Raw genomic sequence first — 21,448 nt, 5'->3', positions numbered from 1 at the left:
ATAGATAGCCAGCTAATAATTACACCCGTCGATCGCCTCCAATCCATCTATCGTTACTGCATCCCCAGAAGAGTTTTTCGCGTGCCCATTACCCTGCAGGCCTTGTTTGCCCCCGACCGCCTCGCTTTGCAGTTCGCCATCAAGACCGTGCTCGGCGGTGGGCTGGCGCTGTGGCTGGCCTTGCGCTGGGGGCTGGAGCAGCCATCGTGGGCATTGATGACGGCGATCATCGTGGCGCAACCGCTGTCCGGGATGGTGATGCAGAAAGGGCTGGCGCGATTGCTCGGCACCTTGGTGGGCACGGTCATGTCCGTGGTGTTCATGGCGCTGTTCGCCCAGGCGCCGTGGTTGTTCCTGTTGGCGCTGGCGCTATGGCTGGGCCTGTGCACGGCCTGTTCGACGCTGCTGCGCAGCGCCTGGTCCTACTCATTCGTGCTCGCCGGATACACAGTGGCAATCATCGCCTTGCCGGCGATTTCCCATCCGCTGGGGGTGTTCGAGCAGGCGGTCGCACGCTGCACCGAGATCAGCCTGGGGATCGTCTGCGCCACGGTGACCAGTGCCTTGCTCTGGCCGTTACGGGTCGAGCGGCAATTGGCCGGCCAGGCCCGTGCGGCCTGGGACAGTGGCATGCAGGCGGCGCGCGCCACACTGGCCGGCGATGCCCAGGCGCGCAAGGGCCTGCTGGAAATCCTCGGCAAGATCGTTGCGGTAGATGCCCAGCGCGAGCACGCCTGGTTCGAAGGTCGCCTGGGCCGCCAGCGCTCCCGGGCCATCAGCGGCTTGAGCCAGAAACTGTTGATGCTGCTGCGCATCGCCCGCTCGGTGCGCCGGCAATGGAAACAACTCGAACCGCAAGAGGCCCAGGCCCTGCAACCGTGGATGAGCGAAGTGCAGCAAGCCCTCGACGCCGACAGCGCGACGCTGCAAGCCTTGCGGCCACGGGTGCTGGACGCCTCCCACGACCCTAATATCAGCCCGGCGCAAAGCTATTGCCTGGCGCGGTTTGCCTTGTTGCTCGACACCGCCCTGGCCGCTTGCGCTGCGCTGACGGCGGTGCAGGAGGGCAGGGAAGCGGCGGATCCCCCGCGGACGCTGACGCCCCACCGGGACTTGTCGCTGGCCATGGTGTTCGGCGCCCGCAGTGCCCTGGCATTCCTGGCGGTCGCCTGTTTCTGGCTGGCCACCGCTTGGCCTGCGGCATCGGGCGCGTTGGTGCTTACCTGCGTGGTGTGCAGCCTGTTCGCCAGTCGCGAGAACGGTGCGCAGATCGGCATGAGTTTCATGCGTGGCATTCTGTTGGCGGTGCCGACGGCGTTTGTGATCGGCGAGATCGTGCTGCCGCAATGGAGCAGTTTTGCGATGCTCTGCCTGGCCATGGGCGTGCCGTTGTTCTTTGGCGCATTGGGCATGGCCAAGCCGCCGATTTTCGCCACGGCCACCTCGTTCTGCCTGCACTTCATGGTCCTGGTGTCGCCGCTCAACCTCATGAAGTACGACGTCGCGGCGTTCTTCAACAATGCCCAGGCGATGGTGATCGGCGTCGGCGCGGCGGTGCTGGCGTTCAATCTACTGATTCTGCGCAATCCGGCCTGGCACAGCCGTCGGTTGCTGGCGGCGACCCTCGACGATCTGGTGCGCCTGACCCACCGCAGCCTGCGAGGCGCCGAGAGCTGGTTTGGCGGGCGCATGGCCGATCGCTTGCTGCAACTGGCGCGGCATTACCCCGAACTGCCGGTCCCGGCGCGCAGCCGGTGGGACGATGGTTTGCTCGGCCTGGACATCGGCGATGAACTGTTGCATTTGCGCTTGAGCCTGGCCGTCGCCCAGGTGGCCGGTAACCGTGCGCAGCGCCGTTACTTCGAAGCGCTGGAGCAGGTGCTCGAACGCGGTCCGGCAGGCGACCAGGCCGATGCATTGAGTTCGGCGAGTGACCAATTCCTGGAGGTGCTGTCGGCCCAGCCTGCCAGCGATGCCTTGAAGCTGGCCCAGGGCGCGGTGGTCCAATTGCAAAACAGCTGGCGCGCCTGGTGCCGCCAGCACGAACCTGAACGACAGGAGCACAGCCATGGGCTTGCGTGAATGGTCGATTGGCGGCGTGTTGCTCAGCCCGTTCCTGATTTATGTGGTGCTGGCCTTGCTGGTGACCGGCGCGCTGCGCCTGCTGCTCAGCCTGGTGCCGGCCGGGCGCTGGATCTGGCACGAGGCCTTGTTCGACTGCGCCCTGTATGTCTGCGTCTTGACTGTCATTACCGTGGTCCTCGGACCGCTATAGGAGTTGAACATGCGTACCTCTGTACGTGTCGCCGTCACGCTGTGTGTGGTGGCCGTGGCGATCTTCGCCGGGTTTCATCTGTGGCAGTACTACATGCTCACGCCCTGGACCCGCGATGCGCGAATCCGTGCCGACGTGGTGGTGATTGCACCCGATGTGTCGGGTTGGGTGCGTGAGCTCAAGGCGGTGGATAACCAGCAGGTGAAAGCCGGGGATCTGTTGTTGAGCATCGATCGCGAGCGCTTTGAAGCGGCGGTGGAAAAGGCACGGGCGGTGGTCCAGACCCGTCAGCAACAACTGAGCCTGCGCGAACACGAAGCCAGCCGTCGCGCCGCCCTGGGGCCCCAGGCCATCAGCGCCGAGTTGCGGGAAAATGCTCAGATCAACGCCGGTATCGCCCGGGGCGAACTGCGCGAAGCCCAGGCCGAGGCCAAGGTCGCCGAGCTCAACCTGGCCCGCAGCCAGGTCCTGGCGCCACGCAGCGGTCATATCACCAACCTGCGCCTGGCCGAAGGCAACTACGTGAACGCCGGGCAACCGGTCATGGCGCTGATCGACGATTCGACGTTCTACGTGCAAGCCTATTTCGAAGAAACCAAGCTGCCGAGGATCCACGTGGGCGATCCGGTCAAGGTCTGGCTGATGAGCGCCGATCATGCGTTGCAGGGGCACATCGAAAGCGTCAGTCGCGGTATCACCGACCGCAACACCAATCCGGACGCGCAATTGCTGGCCGAAGTCGAGCCGACCTTCAGCTGGGTGCGCCTGGCCCAGCGGATCCCCGTGCGGATCAAGCTGGACAAGGTGCCGGACGGGGTCAACCTGAGCGCCGGGATGACGGCGAGTGTGCAGGTGCGGGACGGCCATCAATAACCGAGGAAACACTGAACAACCTGTGGCGAGGGAGCTTGCTCCCGCTGGGCGCGCAGCGCCCCCGGATAGGCCTGGCATTCCTGTCTGATCAGACGCGATGAATCTGGCGACTGCTTCGCAGCCGAGCGGGAGCAAGCTCCCTCGCCACAGGGTGTGTTTCCGTTCAATCAGCCAATGCTGATCGCCGGCAATGTCGGCAGGGTCACGGTCTGCTGTTTGCGCGGTGCGAGGATCTCGGCTTCGCCGTCCACCACCAATTCGTCGCGCTGGTTGAACACGCGAGTGGCAATGCGCACGCGGAATTTCGGCAGTTTCTCGAGGATTTCCAGGCGCACGGTGAGGGTATCGCCAATTTTCACCGGCTTCTGGAAGCTCATCTGCTGGCCGATGTAGATGGTGCCCGGCCCAGGCAGCTCGCAAGCCACTGCTGCGCTGATCAGCGCACCGCTGAACATGCCGTGGGCGATACGCTCCTTGAACATGCTGGCGGCGGCGAACTCGGCGTCCAGGTGCACCGGGTTGTGATCGCCCGACATCGCAGCAAACAGCTGGATGTCGCGCTCTTCGACGGTCTTGCTGTAGCTGGCGGTCTGGCCGACTTCGAGGGCTTCGTAAGGAATGTTGGTAACCTGGGTCATCTGTCTCAAATCCTGTGACGGGTAAAAAAACGCGGCCAACCTACTCGCTTCGTGGCGGCCGCTTGTGGTTCAGGGCCTGGGCAATCCAGGCCAGCAAGTCGGCGGTCACTTCATCGCGGTTGGTTTCATTGAACAGTTCGTGGCGGGCCTGCGGGTAAATAGTCAATTGCAGGTGCCGGCTGCCGGCGGCGCGCAAGGCGTCGGCCAGATCCTTCAGACGCTTGCCTTCGCTCACCGGATCACATTCACCGCCCATCACCAGCAACGGCAGGCCCGGATCGATCTGGGCGAGATTGGACGCTTTGCTGATTTGCTGCAACCCGCCAAGCAGGTCGATCCACAGCTGATTGGTACAGCGAAAGCCGCACAGCGGGTCGCGGACGTATTTGTCGACTTCCGTCGGATCGCGGCTTAGCCAGTCGAAGGGCGTGCGGGTGGGTTTGAATTTTTTATTGAAACTGCCGAACGACAGCCACTCGATCAAGGCGCTGCGCCCCGTGGCTCCCTGGCGTCGGCGCTCGAAGCGGGCGATCAGGCGGGCGGCGCGGTAGAGCGCCACCGGTTGAAAGTTCGAGCCGCTGAGGATCGCCCCGTGCAGGCTGGCGCTGTGATGCAGCAGGTAACCCTGGGCGATATAGCTGCCCATGCTGTGGCCCAACAGCACAATTGGTGTTTCGGGATGTTGCTGGCCGATGTGATGGTTGAGGCTGGCCAGATCGCCCACGACCTTGGCCCAGCCGTCCTGGTCGGCGTAGTGTCCGAGGATCGTGTTGTCGGCAGTATGCCCGTGGCCGCGTAGGTCCGGGGCGTAGACGCCGTAGCCTGCTTCGCACAACGACTGGGCCAGCCGTTCATAGCGGCCGCTGTGTTCGGCCATGCCGTGGGCCAGCAGGATCACCGCGGACGGCGCGGTGTCCGGCAGCCACAGGTTGACGAACAGGCGGCTGTGGTCGGTCGCGGTCAGCGTGAACGTTTGGTGGATCATGGTGGTTCCTTTCCCAGAGGCCTACACAGAGGCGTACACAACGTCCTACGCAATCTCGCTGCATTGTATAGCCCATCCGTTGCGTCTCGCCTGATCAGGCTACGCCGAGGCAGGAAGATTCACACGATCTATGACGCAGGCTGCCATATTTGCCTGATTGGCCATAGCTGCTAGTGTCCCAAGAGCTCCGCCTGTGCAAGCGACACAGAAGCGGCCCGGATACGCTCAGGTAAGAGGATAAAAACAATGCAGCCTGATTTCTGGAATGACAAACGCCCGGCCGGCGTGCCCCTGGATATAGACCTGGGGGCCTACAAGTCGGTCATTGAGGTGTTCGAGCGTTCCTGCAAGAAATTCGCCGACCGTCCGGCGTTCAGCAACATGGGGGTGACCCTCACCTATGCCGAACTCGAACGCCATAGCGCAGCCTTCGCCGGTTACCTGCAAGCCCATACCGACCTGGCACCCGGTGACCGTATCGCGGTGCAGATGCCCAACGTCCTGCAATACCCCATCGCGGTATTCGGTGCCCTGCGCGCCGGGCTGATCGTGGTCAACACCAACCCGCTGTACACCCCGCGGGAAATGCGTCATCAGTTCAAGGATTCCGGTGCCCGGGCGCTGGTGTACATGAATCTGTTCGGGCAGAAAGTCCAGGAAGTGCTGCCCGATACCGACCTGCAATACCTGATCGAGGCGAAAATGGGCGACCTGATGCCCACCGCCAAGGGCTGGCTGGTCAATACCCTGGTGAGCAAGGTCAAGAAGATGGTCCCGGAGTATTCGCTGCCCCAGGCCATTTCCTTCAAGAGCGCTTTGCGTCTTGGACGTGGCCAGGCCATCCGGCCGCTGAAGGTCAGCCTTGATGACATCGCTGTGTTGCAATACACCGGCGGCACCACCGGGTTGGCGAAGGGCGCCATGCTGACCCATGGCAACCTGGTCGCCAACATGCAGCAGGCCCGGGCGTGCCTGGGCCAGGTCGGCGACGACGGCCAGCCGCTGTTGCGCGAAGGCCAGGAGGTGATGATTGCGCCGCTGCCGCTGTACCACATCTATGCCTTCACCGCGAATTGCATGTGCATGATGGTCACCGGCAACCACAACGTATTGATCACCAATCCGCGCGACATCGGCGGGTTCATCAAGGAACTGAAGAACTGGCGCTTCTCGCTGCTGCTGGGGCTGAACACGTTGTTTGTGGCACTGATGGACCATCCGGACTTCAAGAGCCTGGATTTTTCCCATCTCAAGGTCACCAACTCCGGCGGTACCGCACTGGTCAAGGCCACCGCCGAGCGTTGGAAGCAACTCACCGGTTGCAGCATTGCCGAAGGCTACGGCCTGACCGAAACCTCGCCGGTGGCGAGCGCGAACCCCTACGGTAACAAGACCCGTCTGGGCACGGTGGGGCTGCCGGTACCGGGCACGCTGATGAGAGTGATCAACGATGACGGCGTCGAACAGCCCCTGGGCGAGCGTGGCGAGTTGTGCATCAAGGGCCCGCAGATCATGAAAGGCTACTGGAACAAGCCAGAAGCCACCGCCGAAGTGCTGGACAGCGAGGGATGGTTCAAATCCGGTGACATCGCGGTGATCGACCCGGACGGTTTCGTGCGCATCGTCGACCGCAAGAAGGACATGATCATCGTCTCGGGTTTCAACGTGTACCCCAACGAGATCGAGGACGTGGTGATGGCCCACCCCAAGGTCGCCAACTGCGCGGTCATCGGCGTCCCGGACGAGCGCTCCGGGGAGGCGGTCAAACTGTTCGTGGTGGCCCGTGAGGCGGGCGTGAGCCTTGAAGAACTCAAGGCCTACTGCAAAGAGAACTTCACCGGCTACAAGATTCCCAAGCACATCGTGCTGCGCGAATCGTTGCCGATGACGCCGGTGGGCAAGATCCTGCGGCGGGAGTTGCGGGATATCGCCTGAGGCTAAGCAGTCCGTCCAGTAGAAACCAACCCCTGTGGGAGCGGGCTTGCTTGCGAAGGCGGTGCTTCAGCCACCACTGATGTGACTGCTCCAGCGCTTTCGCGAGCAAGCCCGCTCCCACATTGGTTTCACACCGTGTAAGGACGCTTTTTCAGCAGGTGTAGAATTTTTACTCTAAAAATGACCATAAAATATTCTTGAGTAACCTTAGTGACTGTGGAGCCCGCTTTTGGCTCTAGGCGACCCTCGGCAAAGCTGCTACTCTCGGCGCGCTTTTGTGACTTCTCGGCCTTTACCCAAGCCAGATTCACCAACAAACACACCAATAATAATCGCATCGAATGCGCTGAGAATTCGCGTTGCTGAGGAGTGGGCTTCCATGATTGAAGACTTTTGGAAGGATAAGTACCCAGCTGGAATTGCTGCCGACGTCAATCCAGACGAGTATCCGAATATTCAGGCGGTGTTGAAGCAGTCCTGCCAACGCTTCGCCAACAAGCCGGCGTTCAGCAACCTCGGCAAGACGCTCACCTACGGTGAACTCTACGAATTGTCCGGTGCCTTTGCCGCGTACCTGCAACAGCATACCGATTTGCAGCCCGGCGATCGAATCGCCGTGCAATTGCCCAACGTTCTTCAGTACCCGGTGGCCGTATTCGGTGCGATCCGCGCCGGGCTGATCGTGGTCAACACCAACCCGTTGTACACCGCGCGGGAAATGGAACACCAGTTCAACGACTCCGGGGCCAAGGCGCTGGTGTGCCTGGCGAACATGGCGCACCTGGCCGAGGCCGTCGTGCCCAAGACCAGCGTCAAGCACGTCATCGTCACCGAAGTGGCCGACCTGCTACCGCCGCTCAAGCGCCTGCTGGTCAACAGCGTGATCAAGTACGTCAAGAAGATGGTGCCGGCCTATCACCTGCCCAAGGCCATCAAGTTCAACGACGTGCTGAGCAAAGGTCATGGCCAGCCAGTGAGCGAAGCCAACCCCACCAGCGACGACGTGGCCGTGTTGCAGTACACCGGCGGCACCACCGGCGTAGCCAAGGGCGCGATGCTGACCCATCGCAACCTGGTGGCGAACATGCTGCAGTGCAAGGCCCTGATGGGCTCCAACCTCAATGAAGGTTGCGAAGTGCTGATCACGCCGCTGCCGCTTTACCACATCTATGCCTTTACCTTCCATTGCATGGCGATGATGCTGATCGGCAACCACAACATCCTGATCAGCAACCCGCGCGACCTGTCGGCAATGGTCAAGGAACTGTCGAAGTGGAAGTTCAGCGGCTTCGTCGGCCTCAATACCTTGTTCGTGGCCCTGTGCAACAACGAAGGCTTCCGCAAGCTGGATTTCTCTGCACTGAAAGTCACCCTGTCCGGCGGCATGGCCCTGCAACTGGCCGCTGCCGAGCGCTGGAAAGCGGTCACTGGCTGCCCGATCTGCGAAGGCTACGGCATGACTGAAACCAGCCCGGTCGCAACCGTCAACCCGATCCAGAACATCCAGGTCGGCACCATCGGCATCCCGGTTCCCTCGACCCTGTGCAAGGTGATCAACGACGCGGGCGTCGAACAGCCATTGGGCGAAATCGGCGAACTGTGCGTGAAGGGGCCGCAGGTCATGAAAGGCTACTGGCAGCGCCAGGACGCCACCGACGAGATCCTCGACAGCGAAGGCTGGCTCAAGACCGGCGACATCGCGCTGATCCAGCCCGATGGCTACATGCGCATCGTCGATCGTAAGAAAGACATGATCCTGATCTCCGGCTTCAACGTATACCCCAACGAACTGGAAGACGTGCTGGCGACCCTGCCCGGTGTGCTGCAATGCGCAGCCATCGGCGTGCCGGACGAGAAATCCGGCGAGGCGATCAAGATCTTCATCGTCGCGCGCCCGGGTGTCACGTTGACCAAGGAGCAGGTGATGGAGCACATGCGCGCCAACGTCACCGGCTACAAAGTACCCAAGTCAGTGGAATTCCGCGATGCACTGCCGACTACCAACGTCGGCAAGATCCTGCGCCGCGAGTTGCGTGATGAAGAGCTCAGGAAGCTGGGCGTGAAGAAGTAAGTAAGACACGCTATAAAACAAAGCCCCGCCGAAGCGGGGCTTTCTGTTTGCAGCGACTTCTGGAGCCGAAAGCTTTTCGTGGCGAGGGAGCTTGCTCCCGCTTGGGTGCGCAGCGCCCACCGAAAGGGGCTGCTGCACAGCCCAGCGGGAGCAAGCTCCCTCGCCACGGGTATCGGTGATCCGAGTTACAACCTGAACTGCGCAAAATCCAGGTTAGTCCCGCCCGGCCGCATATCCTGCAGATACGAGTCCTTATCCGCGCTCAGTTCCAGGCTCAGGGCGGCCTTGCGCTTGCCCTGGTTGCGTACTTCCAGGCCTTCCATTTTCTCGCGCAGGAACACCGTCGGCACCTTCAGATGCAACAGTTCATCGGTGGCCGGGGTGTGCAGCAGCAGGTGAATCCATTCGTACTGACCGATGGCCAGGCGCGCCACGGGAATGTCGAACCAGAAAATGTTGCGGTTACGGTTCAATTCGCTGAAGTGGCAGTTGTTGACGCCCAGTACGGCGCCGCCCAGTTCCTGGTTGCGACGGGCGATGGCCTGTTTCTTGTCGAGTTTCATAACGTTCCTACGGGATTGGAGCTTCAGGCCTGCGCCTGAATACGTGGCGCATTCTCGGGGGTTGGCTGGCAAACATAAAGCCCAACTTGCAATCACCGACCCAATGCGCCGCTGAAAAAGAAATGAAACTCCCCGCGAACTCACCCGGTCAACCTTATGTAACGAGTTTTCCGGCAATTGTTCACAGGAGAGACAACATGAGCAGCACTGGAGATAAAGTAAAAGGCGTGGCCAACGAAGCCGTCGGTAATATCAAGCAAGGCGTTGGCAAGGCGACAGACAATGACCGGCTGCGGGCCGAAGGTGTCGTGCAAGAGAAAAAAGGTGAGGCGCAGCAAACCGTGGGTAAGGTCAAGGACGCGGTCAAAAACGGCGCCGACAAGGCGTAGCGACTCATCGGGCATTGTCCGGAACGGCCATCTGCGGGTGGCCGTTTTCATGTTGGCTGCAGGTTGCACGGCAAAATTGTCCCAAACACGCCAAACAGGTTACTTTGTTATAGATAACGGCCCCCTTTTTGCGGCGAAAGGAGACGCACATGGTGTTCCCGGCCTTGAAAGGCTTACCTTTGCATCGTGTGATGATGCGCACCGTAACCGAGTTTCTCGACGACGAGATGTCGACCTACGCCTCGGCATTGGCCTACCAGATGCTGTTCTCGTTGTTCCCCTTCATTCTCTTCCTGATCGCGCTGATCGGGTTCTTGCATCTGCCGGACTTCTTCTCCTGGCTGCGCCTGCAGTCGGAGCTGGTATTGCCGCCCCAGGCCCTGGAACAGGTCAACCCGGTGATCGACCAGCTCCAGCAGTCCAAGGGCGGATTGTTGTCGGTGGGTATCGTCATCGCGTTGTGGACGGCCTCGGCCGGTGTGCGGTTGATGATGAGCGCCATGAACGCCGCGTACGACGTGGTCGAGGGCCGTCCGGCCTGGAAGCGTTTTCCCCTGTCGATTTTCTACACGGTTGGCATCGCCGGCATGCTGCTGATCGCGGCCGCGCTGATGGTGCTCGGTCCGCAGGTGATGGAATGGATCGCGGCCCAGGTCGGGCTGGAAGAGTTCATCGTCACGCTCTGGACCATCGTGCGCTGGCCGGTGATCGTGATCCTGTTGATGGTGGCGGTGGCGCTGATCTATTACGTGATGCCCGACGTCAAGCAGGAGTTTCGCTTCATCACCCCGGGTTCGGTGTTGGCGGTGGTGGTCTGGATCATCGCCTCACTGGGCTTTGCGTTCTATGTGAAGACCTTCGCTAACTACAACGCCATGTATGGCAGTATCGGCGCGATCATTGTGTTGTTGCTGTATTTCTATATTTCCTCGGCGGTGCTGTTGCTCGGCGCGGAGATGAACGCGGTGATCGAACACATGTCCGCCGAGGGCAAGGACCCTGGCGAAAAGCACCCGGGCCAGCATGAAAAACAACATGTGTCAGGCCTGGGCCGCGATCACTCCATCCACCACAATCACCCTGACGAAGCCTGACCATGATTCGTGAAATCCTGAAGATGGGCGACGAACGCCTGCTGCGCATCGCCCCGCCAGTGCCGCCCGAAATGTTCGACAGCCCCGAGTTGTGGCAGTTGATCGACGATATGTTCCAGACCATGGAAAGCGTCGGCGGTGTCGGCCTGGCGGCACCGCAGATCGGCGTGGACCTGCAACTGGTGATCTTCGGCTTCGAGCACAGCGAGCGTTACCCCGACGCCGAGGCGGTACCCCAGACGATCCTGATCAACCCGCTGATCACCCCGCTGGGGCCCGGGATGGAAGAGGGTTTCGAAGGTTGCCTGTCGGTACCGGGCCTGCGCGGCGCGGTGCAGCGTTACCGGCAGATCCGCTACGAAGGCTTCGACCCCAAGGGCGAACCGATCGTCCGCGTGGCGTCGGGCTTCCATGCGCGGGTGGTGCAGCATGAATGCGATCACCTGATCGGGCGCCTGTACCCGTCGCGCATCACCGACTTCAGCAAGTTCGGATTTACCGAGGTGATGTTTCCGGACCTGGATCCTGCGGCGGACGATTAATCAGATAACCACACATAACCCCTGTGGGAGCGGGCTTGCTCGCGAAGGCGTCGGGCAGTTACATCTATGCCCACTGACCCACCGCTTTCGCGGGCAAGCCCGCTCCCACAGGAGATCTGTGCAGAACTTCAGGATTGGACTTTCGGTTCCAATCCCATCGCAATCATCGGCTTGCTCCGGGCATACCGGCTCAAGCGTTCCGCCATCGCATAGGGCAAGGCCGGGTCGAAGCTGAACCCGCGCTGCTCATAAAACCCACGCAAGTCCGGATGACAGAACAACCACACAGGCTCCTCCAGATCTTTTACCGCTGCGGCGATCAACCGCGCCGCAATACCTTGGGCGCGGTGCGCCGGGTCGACAAACAGCCCCGTCAACCAATGCCCGCCCGCCACCGGCCGCAGGCACAGGGCGGCCACGATTTCGTCGCGCCGTGCCACCCACAGCCGGGCCTCGCGCACGGCTTTCATCGAGGATTGGTGGGCGCGATAAAACTTGTTCATCAGCGGCCATAGCGGTGCTTCGAGCTGTGTGTAATGGATTTCGGACATGGCGGGAACGCGACGCGGTCAGGGCCGGCGATTATAAGAGAAGCTACGGACGAATGCGTCGGGTGAGCGGTCAATCCTGCTGGCAAGACGTGGATCGACCGGTGCTGCAAGAAGGACCTTCAGGTGCTTTCGCGAACCTTGAGTTCAAAGCCCATGTCCACCACCGGCTGGGCGATGCGATTGCCCGCCAGCAACGTCAGCATCTGTTCGGCGGCGCGCTGGCCGATGGCTTCTCGTGGGGTGCTGATGCTGCTCAGGCGCGGCACCATGTGGGCCGAGGCGGGCAGGTCGTTGAAGCCCAGGACCGAGATCTGCTCCGGGATCCTGATGCCGCAGCGCAGCGCTTCGAACAATGCGCCGTGGGCCAGGTCGTCGTTGCCAAAGAAGATCGCATCGACATCCGGATGGCTGTCGAGCAGTTGCAGGAACAACTCGCCACCCAGGCCCACCGATGATGGGCGTGGCGTCAGCAGTTCCAGGTCCGGGTCGTAGAGACCGGCTTTCTGCAAGGCCCGGCGGAAGCCTTCACCACGGGCCAGGGTGCGTTGGTCCAGTTGCGCGCCGATGTAGGCCAGGCGCTTGCGACCCTTGGAGATCAGGTGCCCGGCCGCCGTCTCGCCGGCCTTGAGCTGGGAGAAACCGACGCAATTGAGACCCGCGCCGGGGTCCAGTTCCATCATGTACACGCAAGGAATATTGCTGGCCTCGATCATCCGCCGGGCGCTTTCGGTGCGGTCGAAACCGGTCAGCAGCAAACCGCGCGGCTGATAAGCCATGTAGTTACGCAGCAGGTCTTCTTCTTCGTCCCGGGAATAGTGGTAGTTGCCGATCACCACCTCGAAGCCCTTGGGCCGCAGCACGCGATGGATGGCTTCCAGGGTGTCGATGAACAACAGGTTGGACAGCGACGGCACCAGCACCACCACCGAGTGGCTCTGGGCCGAAGCCAGGGCGCGGGCGGCCGGGTTAACCACGTAGTTGAGTTCCACGGCGGCCTGGCGGACTTTTTCTACCAGTTCAGTGGCAACGGTGCTGACCCCGCGCAACGCACGGGAGGCGGTGATGGGGCTGACCCCGGCCAGACGTGCAACTTCATTGAGCGTCGGACGACCGGTGGTGCGAGTATTCTTATCGTTTTTAGGGGCAGTCATCAGGGCGGCTTGCCAAACAAAAATCAAGGCACTAAGGTAGCGCTGTCTCGACGCGGCTGCAAATGCGCGAGTGGGGTTTGCCTGAATCCCGTCCGTTGGTGTCGTGAACGAACATGCTGCAACCACAAAAATGACAAGAAGGCGTCGGCAACTTCTGCTTTTGCTGCGGTGTCATAACTGGCAAAGGTAGCGCTGTCTGCGCGCTGAGGTGTTACATGAACAATCCCATCACCGCCCTGGTCATCATGGGCGTTGCCGGTTGCGGCAAAACTTGCGTCAGCCAGGCCCTGTGCCAGTTGAGCGGCGCCACCGCCATTGAAGGCGACACTTTCCATCCTGCGGCCAACATCCAGAAGATGAGCGCCGGTATTCCCCTGAACGACGACGACCGTGCCGGCTGGCTCGACAGCCTGTGCGAGGAGTTGCGCCGTGTCGACGCCACGGGCGAACGCCCGGTGCTGACCTGCTCGGCCCTCAAGCACAGTTATCGCGAGCGTCTGCGCAGCGCCTTGCCGGGCCTGGGCTTCGTATTCCTGGAGTTGACCCCGGAAGTGGCCGCCGACCGAGTGTCCCATCGTCCTGGTCATTTCATGCCGTCGACCTTGATCGACAGCCAGTTTGCCACCCTGCAATCCCCTGTCGGCGAGCCCCTGACCCTGGCTCTGGACGCATCCAGCCACAGTGTCGATGAGCTGGCCCGGCAAGCGTACGTCTGGTGGCTGGACCACGGATTGAGGATTGCCAGCTGAATTTTACAGTTTTGCGTCAGAAAGATAGCGCTATCTCGACGGCTTACCCCTAACTGCTTCAATAACAACAACAAATCAGGAGACACCCCATGTTCGGCATGTCCCACGAAACCTTTCTACTGCTTGATGCAGTGGTCACGGTGATCGGACTTATCGTCCTCATCACCAAGTTCAAGATCCATCCCTTCATCGCGTTGACCATCGCGGCGGCGTTTCTGGGCCTGACTTCCGGCATGCCCATCGGCACCATCATCAAGGCCTTCCAGGACGGCTTCGGTGGCGTGCTGGGCTTTGTCGGGATCATCCTCGCGCTGGGCACGATGCTCGGCAAGATGATGGCCGAGTCGGGCGGGGCGGACCAGATTGCCCAGACCCTGATCCGCGCCTTCGGCAAGGACAAGGTGCAGTGGGCCATGATGTTCGCCGCGTTCCTGGTGGGCATCCCGCTGTTCTTCGAGATCGGCTTCGTGTTGCTGATCCCGCTGGTGTTCATCGTTGCGCGGCGCACCGGCGTGTCGATCATCAAGATCGGTATCCCGCTGCTTGCCGGCCTGTCCGCCGTGCACGGCCTGGTGCCACCGCACCCGGGGCCGCTGCTGGCGATTGGCGTGTTCGGTGCCGATATCGGCAAGACCATTCTCTATGGCCTGATCGTGGCTCTGCCAACCGCCATCATTGCCGGTCCGATCTTCGGTACGTTCATCGCCAAGCACATTCCAGGTCATCCGAACCAGGAGCTGGTGGACCAACTGGCGCGCGAGACTAACGCCGACGATCTGCCGAGCTTCAGCATCACCCTGATCACGGTGCTGTCGCCGGTGTTCCTGATGCTGCTCAAGACGTTCGCCGACGTGGCGTTGCCCGAGGGCAATCTGTTCCGCACCTTCATGGACCTGATCGGCCACCCGATCTCCGCACTGCTGCTGGCCTTGTTGCTGTCGCTGTACACCTTCGGCTACAAGCAGGGCATCGGCTCCAACCAGATGCTCAAGTGGCTGGACGCGAGCCTCGCGCCGACCGCCGCGATTATCCTGATCATCGGTGCCGGTGGTGGCTTCAAGCAGATGCTGGTCACCAGCGGCGTGGGTACGGTGATCGGCAACATGGCGGTGAGCGCGCAGATTTCACCGATCCTGCTGGCCTGGCTGGTGGCGGCGGTGATTCGCATCGCCACCGGTTCGGCCACCGTCGCGACCATTACCGGTGCCGGGATCGTGGTGCCGGTGGTCGGGATGATCCCGGGTGTGAACCGTGAGCTGCTGGTGCTGGCGACCGGTGCCGGTTCGTTGATCCTGTCCCACGTCAACGACGCGGGCTTCTGGCTGGTCAAGCAGTACTTCAACATGACCGTGGCCGAAACCTTCAAGACCTGGACCGCGATGGAAACCATCCTGTCGGTGGTGGGGTTGATCTTTATCCTGTTGTTGTCGCTGGTGGTATAAGCAACAACGCATAACCCAATGTGGGAGCGGGCTTGCTCGCCAAAGCAGTGTCTCAGACAAAGCAATGTTGTCTGACACGTCGCCTTCGCGAGCAAGCCCGCTCCCACATTTCGATTTGCATCAGGCGTTGGGTTTGCTGACCAACCCATCCGCCCGGAACATCGCCCGAATCCCGCGCACGGCCTGGCGGATCCGGTCCTGGTTCTCGATCAGTGCAAAGCGCACGTGATCATCCCCGTATTCACCGAACCCTACACCCGGCGAGACACAGACTTTGGCTTCGGCCAGCAGCTTCTTGGCGAACTCCAGCGAGCCCAGGTGCGCATAGGCTTCGGGAATCTTGGCCCAGACGTACATCGACGCCTTGGGGTTTTCCACCATCCAGCCCAGCTCATGCAGGCCCTTGACCAGCACATTACGGCGCTGGCGGTACTGCTCGGCAATGTCGCGCACGCATTGTTGGTCGCCTTCCAGGGCGGCGATAGCGGCCACCTGCAACGGGGTGAAGGTGCCGTAGTCGTGGTAGCTCTTGATCCGCGCCAGGGCGCTGACCAGTTCCGGGTTGCCGACCATGAAACCGATGCGCCAGCCGGCCATGTTGTAACTCTTGGACAGGGTGAAGAACTCCACCGCGATGTCCTTCGCGCCGGGCACCTGCATGATCGACGGGGCTTTCCAGCCGTCATAGACGATGTCGGCATACGCCAGGTCGTGAATCACCAGCACGTCGTACTGTTTTGCCAGGGCGATGACCCGCTCGAAGAAATCCAGCTCCACGCACTGCGCGGTGGGGTTGGACGGAAAGCCCAGGATCATCATCTTCGGCTTGGGGATCGAACCGCGGATGGCACGCTCCAGTTCGTCGAAGAAATCCACACCCGGCACCAGCGGTACCGAACGCACCTGGGCGCCGGCGATCACTGCGCCGTAGATGTGGATCGGGTAGCTGGGGTTGGGCACCAGCACCGTGTCGCCCTGGTCCAGGGTGGCCAGCATCAGGTGCGCCAGGCCCTCCTTGGAACCGATGGTGACAATGGCTTCGCTTTCAGGGTCGATGTCCACTTCATAGCGGTCCTTGTACCAGCGCGAAATGGCGCGGCGCAGGCGCGGGATGCCTTTGGACGTGGAGTAGCCGTGGGTGTCTTCACGCTGGGCGACGGTGACCAGTTTCTCCACGATGTGCGGGGGCGTGGCGCCGTCGGGGTTACCCATGCTCAAGTCGATGATGTCTTCGCCGCGCCGACGCGCAGCCATCTTCAGCTCGGCAGTGATATTGAAAACGTAAGGGGGGAGTCGATCGATGCGCGCAAAGCGGCGCGGCGAACCTTGTTCGGCCATTGTTGCCTCGAGATACGTGAGCGCCCGGAACCGTCCGAGCGACGTTGGCCACTGCGGTGGCCTGGGCGCACGATAAAGGCGCCGGCGGGCCGTTGTCCAGTAGCGGCCCGGAACTATTTTCGACGACACTGTCGGGCCCGTCCCACCGTCATCGTTGACCGGAGGGCCCAGACCGATGCTTCAAACCTGATCGAATGGATTTCAATGATGGAATTTTCCAGTGGCTTTCTATTGAGCCTTTCGCTGTGCCTGGACATCGGCGTGGCCAACATCGCGATGATCACCCTGGCGATGCAGCGCGGCTACTTCCAAGGCTTCGCCCTGGGGCTGGGCACCTGCGTCGGCGATCTGGTCTACGCGGTCCTGGCCCTGGCCGGCATGACAGTTTTGCTGCAATACGAAGCGGTGCGTTGGGTGCTGTGGATTGGCGGCTCGCTGCTACTGCTGTACTTCGCCGCGAAGATGATTCATTCGGCGATTTATCACAGCGAGGTACTGGCGCAGGCGGATGAGGTGCAGGGCAGTTCCTCGCGCCAGGAGTTTTTCCGCGGAATCTTCCTGGCGATGTCCTCGCCCAGTGCCATCCTCTGGTTTGCGGCGGTGGGCGGCACGCTGATCGCCCGGTCAGGGGGCGGGACACTGCTCAGTTCGGCGCTGTTCCTGGGCGGGTTTCTCTGCGCCGGGCTGCTGTGGTCCGCGGCGTTGTGCCTGGCGGCGACCCAGGGTGGCAAGCTGCTGGGTGATAAATTGTTGCGCTATTCGTATTGGGCATCCGCGGCGATCTTCTGCTATTTCGCGGTCTACGTGATCGTTTCCGGGTACAACGAGTTTGTCGCCAAAGCCGTTCATAGCGGCGCGCCCGGCTTTTGAGAAACGAAACGGACCTGGCAATCACGGTTAGGCTTCTATACTGCAAAGCCCGACTTCACGTTTGCGGAGTGTTGACGCATGGAAAAGCACAAGCGCGATTACACAGCCGAACCTCGCTTCGAGCAGGGACGTTTTCTGCTGATTGCTGGCTTTGGCGCGCGTTTTACCCCGGACACTGCCCAGGACATCCCCTTGCTCTGGGAAAAGTTCCTGCCCTGGCTCGGTGAGGTGCCAGGGCAGAAAGACGATGTGACCTATGGCGTGTGTTGCAACCCGGACGGGAAGGGCGGGTTCGAGTACATCGCCGGGGTGGAAATCAGCCGGCTCGATGATCTGCCGCAGCAGTACCGCTGGATCGAACTGCAGCCCGGACGCTATGCCGTGTTCCAACACCAGGGGCCGTTGAAGACACTCCCGCAGACATTCCAGTACATTTGGAAGCAATGGCTGCCACAGTCCGGCCACGAAGCCGCGGACGAACCGGAATTCGAGCGCTACAGCGAAGATTTCAACCCCAGGACAGGGGAAGGCAGCCTGGAGATCTGGGTGCCGCTCAAGCCATAGTTGATCGCTGCTGATCCTGTGGGAGCGGGCTTGCTCGCGAAGGCGGCTTCACATCCGACATTCCTATTGACTGACCGGCCGCTTTCGCGAGCAAGCCCGCTCCCACATTGGACGGTGATCTGCCCTCGAGGAATCAGCCGAACACCAACCCCATCCGCCGTTCATAACCGATCCGGCCCTTGTAAGCCTCACCACTGTCGACCCAACCCAACCGGGTGTACAAGCCAATGGCCGAGGCGTTATCGGCGTCCACCGACAGTTCCAGCCCCCTGATTTCCGGCCAGGCCGCTCGTGCTGCGGCCGGTAGCGCTTGCAGGCAGGCCTTGCCATAACCTTTGCCCTGGGCCCGGTAGTCGACCTGCAAGGCGTGCAGGGTGGCGCTATGTTCGTTGGCCCAGTCCGGCAGCACCGGTGGGCGCTTGAGCAGCAGGAAGGCCACCGGTACATCGTCGGCCAACAGTGCAAAGCCCTTGACCCCCGGGCCTGGCTTGGACAGCAGCGTGTGCAGCGCACCATGGATATCCCCGGAGAATTTCACCTGGTCCGGGTGGATTTCGATGGCTTGCACCTGTTCGCGCTGGAGCGGGGTCAGGTCTTGATAGGGTACGAGCTGTGCGGTCACAAAAACGTCCGTTGTCTGCCGGCAAAATGGGTATGGATTCTAGCGAATTTTTTTCTTTGAGTTATTTTTGTCCGGACTGTCGATTCGCCGCTTCTCCAAACGACAAAGGATGTCTCTAACAAAAACCTGCGGAGAATCATCATGAATACCCAAGCCACCGAGCGTGAAATCCAGGCGCTGATCGACACTTATCGCCAGGCCGTCATGAGCAAGGATGTTGAAAAGGTCATGGCGTTGTACGACGAGGCCATCGTCTCGTTCGACGCCATCCAGGCCTTGCAATTCAAGGGCAAGGTCGCCTACCGGGCCCATTGGCAGGCCTGTATGGAAATGTGCCCCGGTCCGCACAAGTTCGATTTCCATCAAGTCACGATCACCCCCGCCGACGATGTCGCCTTTGCCCACTGGCTGGCCTATTGCGGCGGCACCAACGACAAGGGTGAGGAGCAAGCCTGCTGGATGCGCGTAACGGCCTGCTACCAGCGGGTGGCGGGGCAGTGGAAGATCGTCCACGAGCATTGGTCGGCTCCGTTCGATCCGATGACCGGAACGACAATTTTCGACCTGCAGCCCTGATCGTCGGTTTTTTCGCCTGCTGTCTCTCAGCCGTCCATAGTTGATCAGTCCGATCACGGAGCTTTCCATGAAGTATTTATGCCTGGTGTATAGCAACGAACAGGTGCTGCACGACTCTCCTGACAGCCCGGAGGATGCCGAGTGCATGGCCTATGCCGAATCGGTCCAGGGCAGCGGGCGGATGCTCGCCGCCGAAGCCCTGGAGTCGGTACAGACCGCTACCACGGTGCGCATGCGCGCGGGCAAGTTGTCGATCACTGATGGGCCGTTCGCTGAAACCAAGGAGCAGTTGGCCGGCTTCTACCTGATCGACGCCAAGGACTTGAACGAAGCCATCCAGGTTGCCGGCCATATTCCGGCGGCCCGCGTCGGCTGCGTCGAAGTGCGACCGGTCCGCCAACTGAACCCCTGAACAACAATCAAAAACAGGATTTCGCCCATGAACCCCATGCCTGCTGCTCACGCGCTGTCCATCAGCCGCATCATCGATGCCCCGCGCCAGAAGATCTTCCGCGCCTGGACCGAGCCGGCCTTGCTCGTCCAGTGGTGGGGCCCCCATGGCATGACCACGCCGGAGTGCGAAATGGATCTGTGGGTCGGGGGTCAGTTTCGCACGCTGATGCGCGCCCCCGATGGTAGTGAATACCCGACCATGGGCGTGTTCCTGGAAATCTTCGCCCCGCAGCGCCTGGTATTCACCGATGCGTTCCTGCCCGGCTGGATACCGTCGGGCAAGGCGTTCATGACCGCTGAAGTGCTGCTTGAAGAACTCGACGGCAAGACCCGCTACACCGCCCGGGCGTTGCACTGGAACGATGAGGATCGCCAGGCTCACGAGGCCATGGGTTTCCACGACGGCTGGGGCCAGAGCCTCGACCGGCTGGAAACCTTGGTCACCCAAGGCATGCCGGACTGATGTCGGCTGAAGAGGTCAAGGCGCGGGTCGAGCAGGTCTACCGGCAGGACTCGCGACGAATCCTGGCGACACTGATCCGCTTGCTGGGGGATTTCGACCTGGCCGAAGAGGCCTTGCACGAGGCTTTCTTCATCGCGGTCGAACGCTGGCAGCGCGACGGTGTGCCGGACAACCCACGGGCCTGGCTGGTCTCGGCGGGGCGCTTCAAGGCCATCGACGTTTTGCGCCGGCGCGCGCGTTTTGCCGCATCCCAACCGATGTTGATCGCCCAGCTCGAAGAACTGGAGCAGGCCGATTGGAGTGAGGAAGACGTGGAAGATGATCGTCTGCGGCTGATCTTTACCTGCTGTCACCCGGCCCTGGCGGCGGATGCCCAGGTGCCGCTGACGCTACGGGAAGTCTGCGACCTGACCACCGAGGAAATCGCCCGGGCGTTCCTCGCCGCCCCGGCGGCCATCGCCCAGCGCATCGTGCGGGCCAAGGCGAAGATCCGCGACGCGAAAATTCCCTATCAGGTGCCTTCCCGGGCGGAGTTGCCCGAACGCTTGGACAGCGTCCTGCGGGTGATCTACCTGGTGTTCAACGAAGGCTACTCGGCCTCGATGGGCGCCGAGCTGACTCGCGAAGATCTGACCCGCGAAGCCATACGGCTCGGGCGGTTGCTGATGGAGTTGCTGCCCGAAGCCGAGGTCATGGGGTTGCTGGCGTTGATGCTGCTGCACGAATCCCGGCGCCCGGCACGCACTTCGTCCACTGGCGAATTGATCCTGCTGGATGAACAGGATCGAACCGAGTGGAACGCCGAGCTGATCGCCGAGGGTTGCACCCTGGTGGAAGCCGCGCTGAGCACCCGGCGGTTTGGGCCGTACTGCCTGCAAGCGGCGATTGCAGCGGTGCACGCCGAAGCACCGACGGCTCAGGACACCGATTGGCCGCAGATTGTCGGGCTGTATGACGTACTGCTGCGCGCCGTGCCGTCGCCCGTGATCGAACTCAACCGCGCCGCCGCCCTGGCCAAACGCGACGGGCCGCTGGCGGGATTGCATCTGATCGACGGGATCCTGGGGCGTGGCGAGTTGCTGGACTACCACCTCGCATACTCGGCGCGGGCGGAGTTTTGTCGTCAGCTGGGGCGAAATGATGAGGCGAGGGCCGCGTATCGCCGCGCCCTTGAGCTGACGCAACAATTGCCGGAGCGACGGTTTATCGAAGGGCGACTCGCCGGATTACAGTGATGAAATACCTGTGCCTAGACACCAACTGTGGGAGCGGGCTTGCTCGCGAAGGCGGTGGATCAGTAACAG

At 61.6% G+C, this 21,448-nt stretch carries 23 protein-coding genes; 16 read left to right on the top strand and 7 right to left on the bottom strand.

What is annotated here, in order from left to right:
• Positions 1-81 precede the first annotated feature (81 nt).
• Genes RGM2987_RS11290 through RGM2987_RS11280 form a run of 3 tightly spaced genes read left to right on the top strand, consistent with a single transcriptional unit; the run spans position 82 to position 3,148 of the window.
• Entirely contained in the window at positions 82-2,082 is a 2,001-nt protein-coding gene (locus RGM2987_RS11290) for an FUSC family protein (RefSeq protein ID WP_245140902.1), read from the top strand.
• Positions 2,069-2,275: a DUF1656 domain-containing protein gene (locus RGM2987_RS11285; protein ID WP_003198565.1), complete on the top strand. Its 207-nt coding sequence runs from the start codon at positions 2,069-2,071 to the stop codon at positions 2,273-2,275. The genes RGM2987_RS11290 and RGM2987_RS11285 overlap by 14 nt, the downstream gene beginning before the upstream one ends.
• A gap of 9 nt (positions 2,276-2,284) precedes the next feature.
• Complete coding sequence (locus RGM2987_RS11280) at positions 2,285-3,148, top strand: HlyD family secretion protein (RefSeq protein WP_245140900.1); 864 nt, start codon at positions 2,285-2,287, stop codon at positions 3,146-3,148.
• 167 nt (positions 3,149-3,315) lie between these two features.
• Here RGM2987_RS11280 and RGM2987_RS11275 read toward each other — a convergent pair whose 3' ends face one another.
• Entirely contained in the window at positions 3,316-3,786 is a 471-nt protein-coding gene (locus tag RGM2987_RS11275; protein WP_003227420.1) for a MaoC family dehydratase, read from the bottom strand.
• Positions 3,787-3,826: 40 nt separating this feature from the next.
• Positions 3,827-4,771, bottom strand: coding sequence for an alpha/beta hydrolase (locus RGM2987_RS11270; protein WP_245140897.1), 945 nt, complete (start codon positions 4,769-4,771; stop codon positions 3,827-3,829).
• 246 nt (positions 4,772-5,017) lie between these two features.
• Here RGM2987_RS11270 and fadD2 point away from each other — a divergent pair, with 246 nt between their 5' ends.
• Positions 5,018-6,706 (top strand): long-chain-fatty-acid--CoA ligase FadD2, encoded by a 1,689-nt coding sequence (gene fadD2 / locus RGM2987_RS11265; RefSeq protein ID WP_245140894.1) that lies wholly within the window; start codon positions 5,018-5,020, stop codon positions 6,704-6,706.
• Positions 6,707-7,085: 379 nt separating this feature from the next.
• Positions 7,086-8,777, top strand: coding sequence for a long-chain-fatty-acid--CoA ligase FadD1 (gene fadD1, locus RGM2987_RS11260; RefSeq protein ID WP_245140892.1), 1,692 nt, complete (start codon positions 7,086-7,088; stop codon positions 8,775-8,777).
• A 185-nt stretch (positions 8,778-8,962) separates the two neighbouring features.
• Here the strand turns inward: fadD1 and RGM2987_RS11255 are convergent, their stop codons facing one another.
• Positions 8,963-9,340: a hypothetical protein gene (locus tag RGM2987_RS11255; RefSeq protein ID WP_030139341.1), complete on the bottom strand. Its 378-nt coding sequence runs from the start codon at positions 9,338-9,340 to the stop codon at positions 8,963-8,965.
• Between the two features lie 197 nt (positions 9,341-9,537).
• Between RGM2987_RS11255 and RGM2987_RS11250 the strand changes: the two genes are divergently transcribed.
• The 3 genes from RGM2987_RS11250 to def all read left to right on the top strand — a co-directional run bounded on the left by RGM2987_RS11250 (position 9,538) and on the right by def (position 11,365).
• Positions 9,538-9,729, top strand: coding sequence for a CsbD family protein (locus tag RGM2987_RS11250; RefSeq protein ID WP_245140890.1), 192 nt, complete (start codon positions 9,538-9,540; stop codon positions 9,727-9,729).
• 149 nt (positions 9,730-9,878) lie between these two features.
• Positions 9,879-10,823 carry a YihY/virulence factor BrkB family protein gene (locus tag RGM2987_RS11245; protein ID WP_245140888.1) on the top strand — a complete coding sequence of 315 codons (945 nt, stop codon included), beginning with the start codon at positions 9,879-9,881 and terminating at the stop codon, positions 10,821-10,823.
• 2 nt (positions 10,824-10,825) lie between these two features.
• The gene (gene def / locus RGM2987_RS11240) at positions 10,826-11,365 is read left to right on the top strand and encodes a peptide deformylase (RefSeq protein ID WP_245140886.1); all 540 of its coding nucleotides are present in this window, start codon (positions 10,826-10,828) and stop codon (positions 11,363-11,365) included.
• Between the two features lie 128 nt (positions 11,366-11,493).
• Here def and RGM2987_RS11235 read toward each other — a convergent pair whose 3' ends face one another.
• Together RGM2987_RS11235 and RGM2987_RS11230 are read right to left on the bottom strand one after the other, a co-directional pair.
• Positions 11,494-11,916 carry a GNAT family N-acetyltransferase gene (locus tag RGM2987_RS11235; RefSeq protein WP_245140884.1) on the bottom strand — a complete coding sequence of 141 codons (423 nt, stop codon included), beginning with the start codon at positions 11,914-11,916 and terminating at the stop codon, positions 11,494-11,496.
• A 119-nt stretch (positions 11,917-12,035) separates the two neighbouring features.
• Positions 12,036-13,067, bottom strand: coding sequence for a LacI family DNA-binding transcriptional regulator (locus RGM2987_RS11230; RefSeq protein ID WP_245140882.1), 1,032 nt, complete (start codon positions 13,065-13,067; stop codon positions 12,036-12,038).
• Positions 13,068-13,282: 215 nt separating this feature from the next.
• On the opposite strand from RGM2987_RS11230, the gene RGM2987_RS11225 reads away from it, so the two are divergent.
• Complete coding sequence (locus tag RGM2987_RS11225) at positions 13,283-13,816, top strand: gluconokinase (protein ID WP_245140880.1); 534 nt, start codon at positions 13,283-13,285, stop codon at positions 13,814-13,816.
• An 89-nt stretch (positions 13,817-13,905) separates the two neighbouring features.
• Positions 13,906-15,258: a GntP family permease gene (locus tag RGM2987_RS11220; protein WP_245140878.1), complete on the top strand. Its 1,353-nt coding sequence runs from the start codon at positions 13,906-13,908 to the stop codon at positions 15,256-15,258.
• A 120-nt stretch (positions 15,259-15,378) separates the two neighbouring features.
• Here RGM2987_RS11220 and alaC read toward each other — a convergent pair whose 3' ends face one another.
• Positions 15,379-16,596, bottom strand: coding sequence for an alanine transaminase (alaC, locus tag RGM2987_RS11215; protein ID WP_245140876.1), 1,218 nt, complete (start codon positions 16,594-16,596; stop codon positions 15,379-15,381).
• Between the two features lie 207 nt (positions 16,597-16,803).
• On the opposite strand from alaC, the gene RGM2987_RS11210 reads away from it, so the two are divergent.
• Both RGM2987_RS11210 and RGM2987_RS11205 read left to right on the top strand, forming a co-directional pair.
• On the top strand, positions 16,804-17,466 hold the full coding sequence (locus RGM2987_RS11210) for a LysE family translocator (RefSeq protein WP_245140874.1): 663 nt from the start codon (positions 16,804-16,806) through the stop codon (positions 17,464-17,466).
• A 78-nt stretch (positions 17,467-17,544) separates the two neighbouring features.
• On the top strand, positions 17,545-18,030 hold the full coding sequence (locus tag RGM2987_RS11205; RefSeq protein ID WP_245140871.1) for a GyrI-like domain-containing protein: 486 nt from the start codon (positions 17,545-17,547) through the stop codon (positions 18,028-18,030).
• A gap of 133 nt (positions 18,031-18,163) precedes the next feature.
• Here RGM2987_RS11205 and RGM2987_RS11200 read toward each other — a convergent pair whose 3' ends face one another.
• Positions 18,164-18,652 (bottom strand): GNAT family N-acetyltransferase, encoded by a 489-nt coding sequence (locus RGM2987_RS11200; RefSeq protein WP_245140869.1) that lies wholly within the window; start codon positions 18,650-18,652, stop codon positions 18,164-18,166.
• Positions 18,653-18,793: 141 nt separating this feature from the next.
• On the opposite strand from RGM2987_RS11200, the gene RGM2987_RS11195 reads away from it, so the two are divergent.
• The 4 genes from RGM2987_RS11195 (at position 18,794) to RGM2987_RS11180 (ending at position 21,379) form a co-directional block, all read left to right on the top strand.
• On the top strand, positions 18,794-19,228 hold the full coding sequence (locus RGM2987_RS11195; RefSeq protein WP_245140867.1) for a nuclear transport factor 2 family protein: 435 nt from the start codon (positions 18,794-18,796) through the stop codon (positions 19,226-19,228).
• A 67-nt stretch (positions 19,229-19,295) separates the two neighbouring features.
• On the top strand, positions 19,296-19,640 hold the full coding sequence (locus RGM2987_RS11190; RefSeq protein WP_245140864.1) for a YciI family protein: 345 nt from the start codon (positions 19,296-19,298) through the stop codon (positions 19,638-19,640).
• Between the two features lie 27 nt (positions 19,641-19,667).
• Complete coding sequence (locus RGM2987_RS11185) at positions 19,668-20,144, top strand: SRPBCC family protein (protein WP_245140862.1); 477 nt, start codon at positions 19,668-19,670, stop codon at positions 20,142-20,144.
• Positions 20,144-21,379, top strand: a complete 1,236-nt coding sequence (locus RGM2987_RS11180; protein WP_245140859.1) for an RNA polymerase sigma factor — start codon at positions 20,144-20,146, stop codon at positions 21,377-21,379. The genes RGM2987_RS11185 and RGM2987_RS11180 overlap by 1 nt, the downstream gene beginning before the upstream one ends.
• The last annotated feature ends 69 nt before the right edge of the window (positions 21,380-21,448 follow it).

The organism is Pseudomonas sp. RGM2987, from assembly GCF_022952855.1.
GTDB lineage: Bacteria > Pseudomonadota > Gammaproteobacteria > Pseudomonadales > Pseudomonadaceae > Aquipseudomonas.
This window is presented reverse-complemented; position numbering and strand designations above follow the sequence as displayed.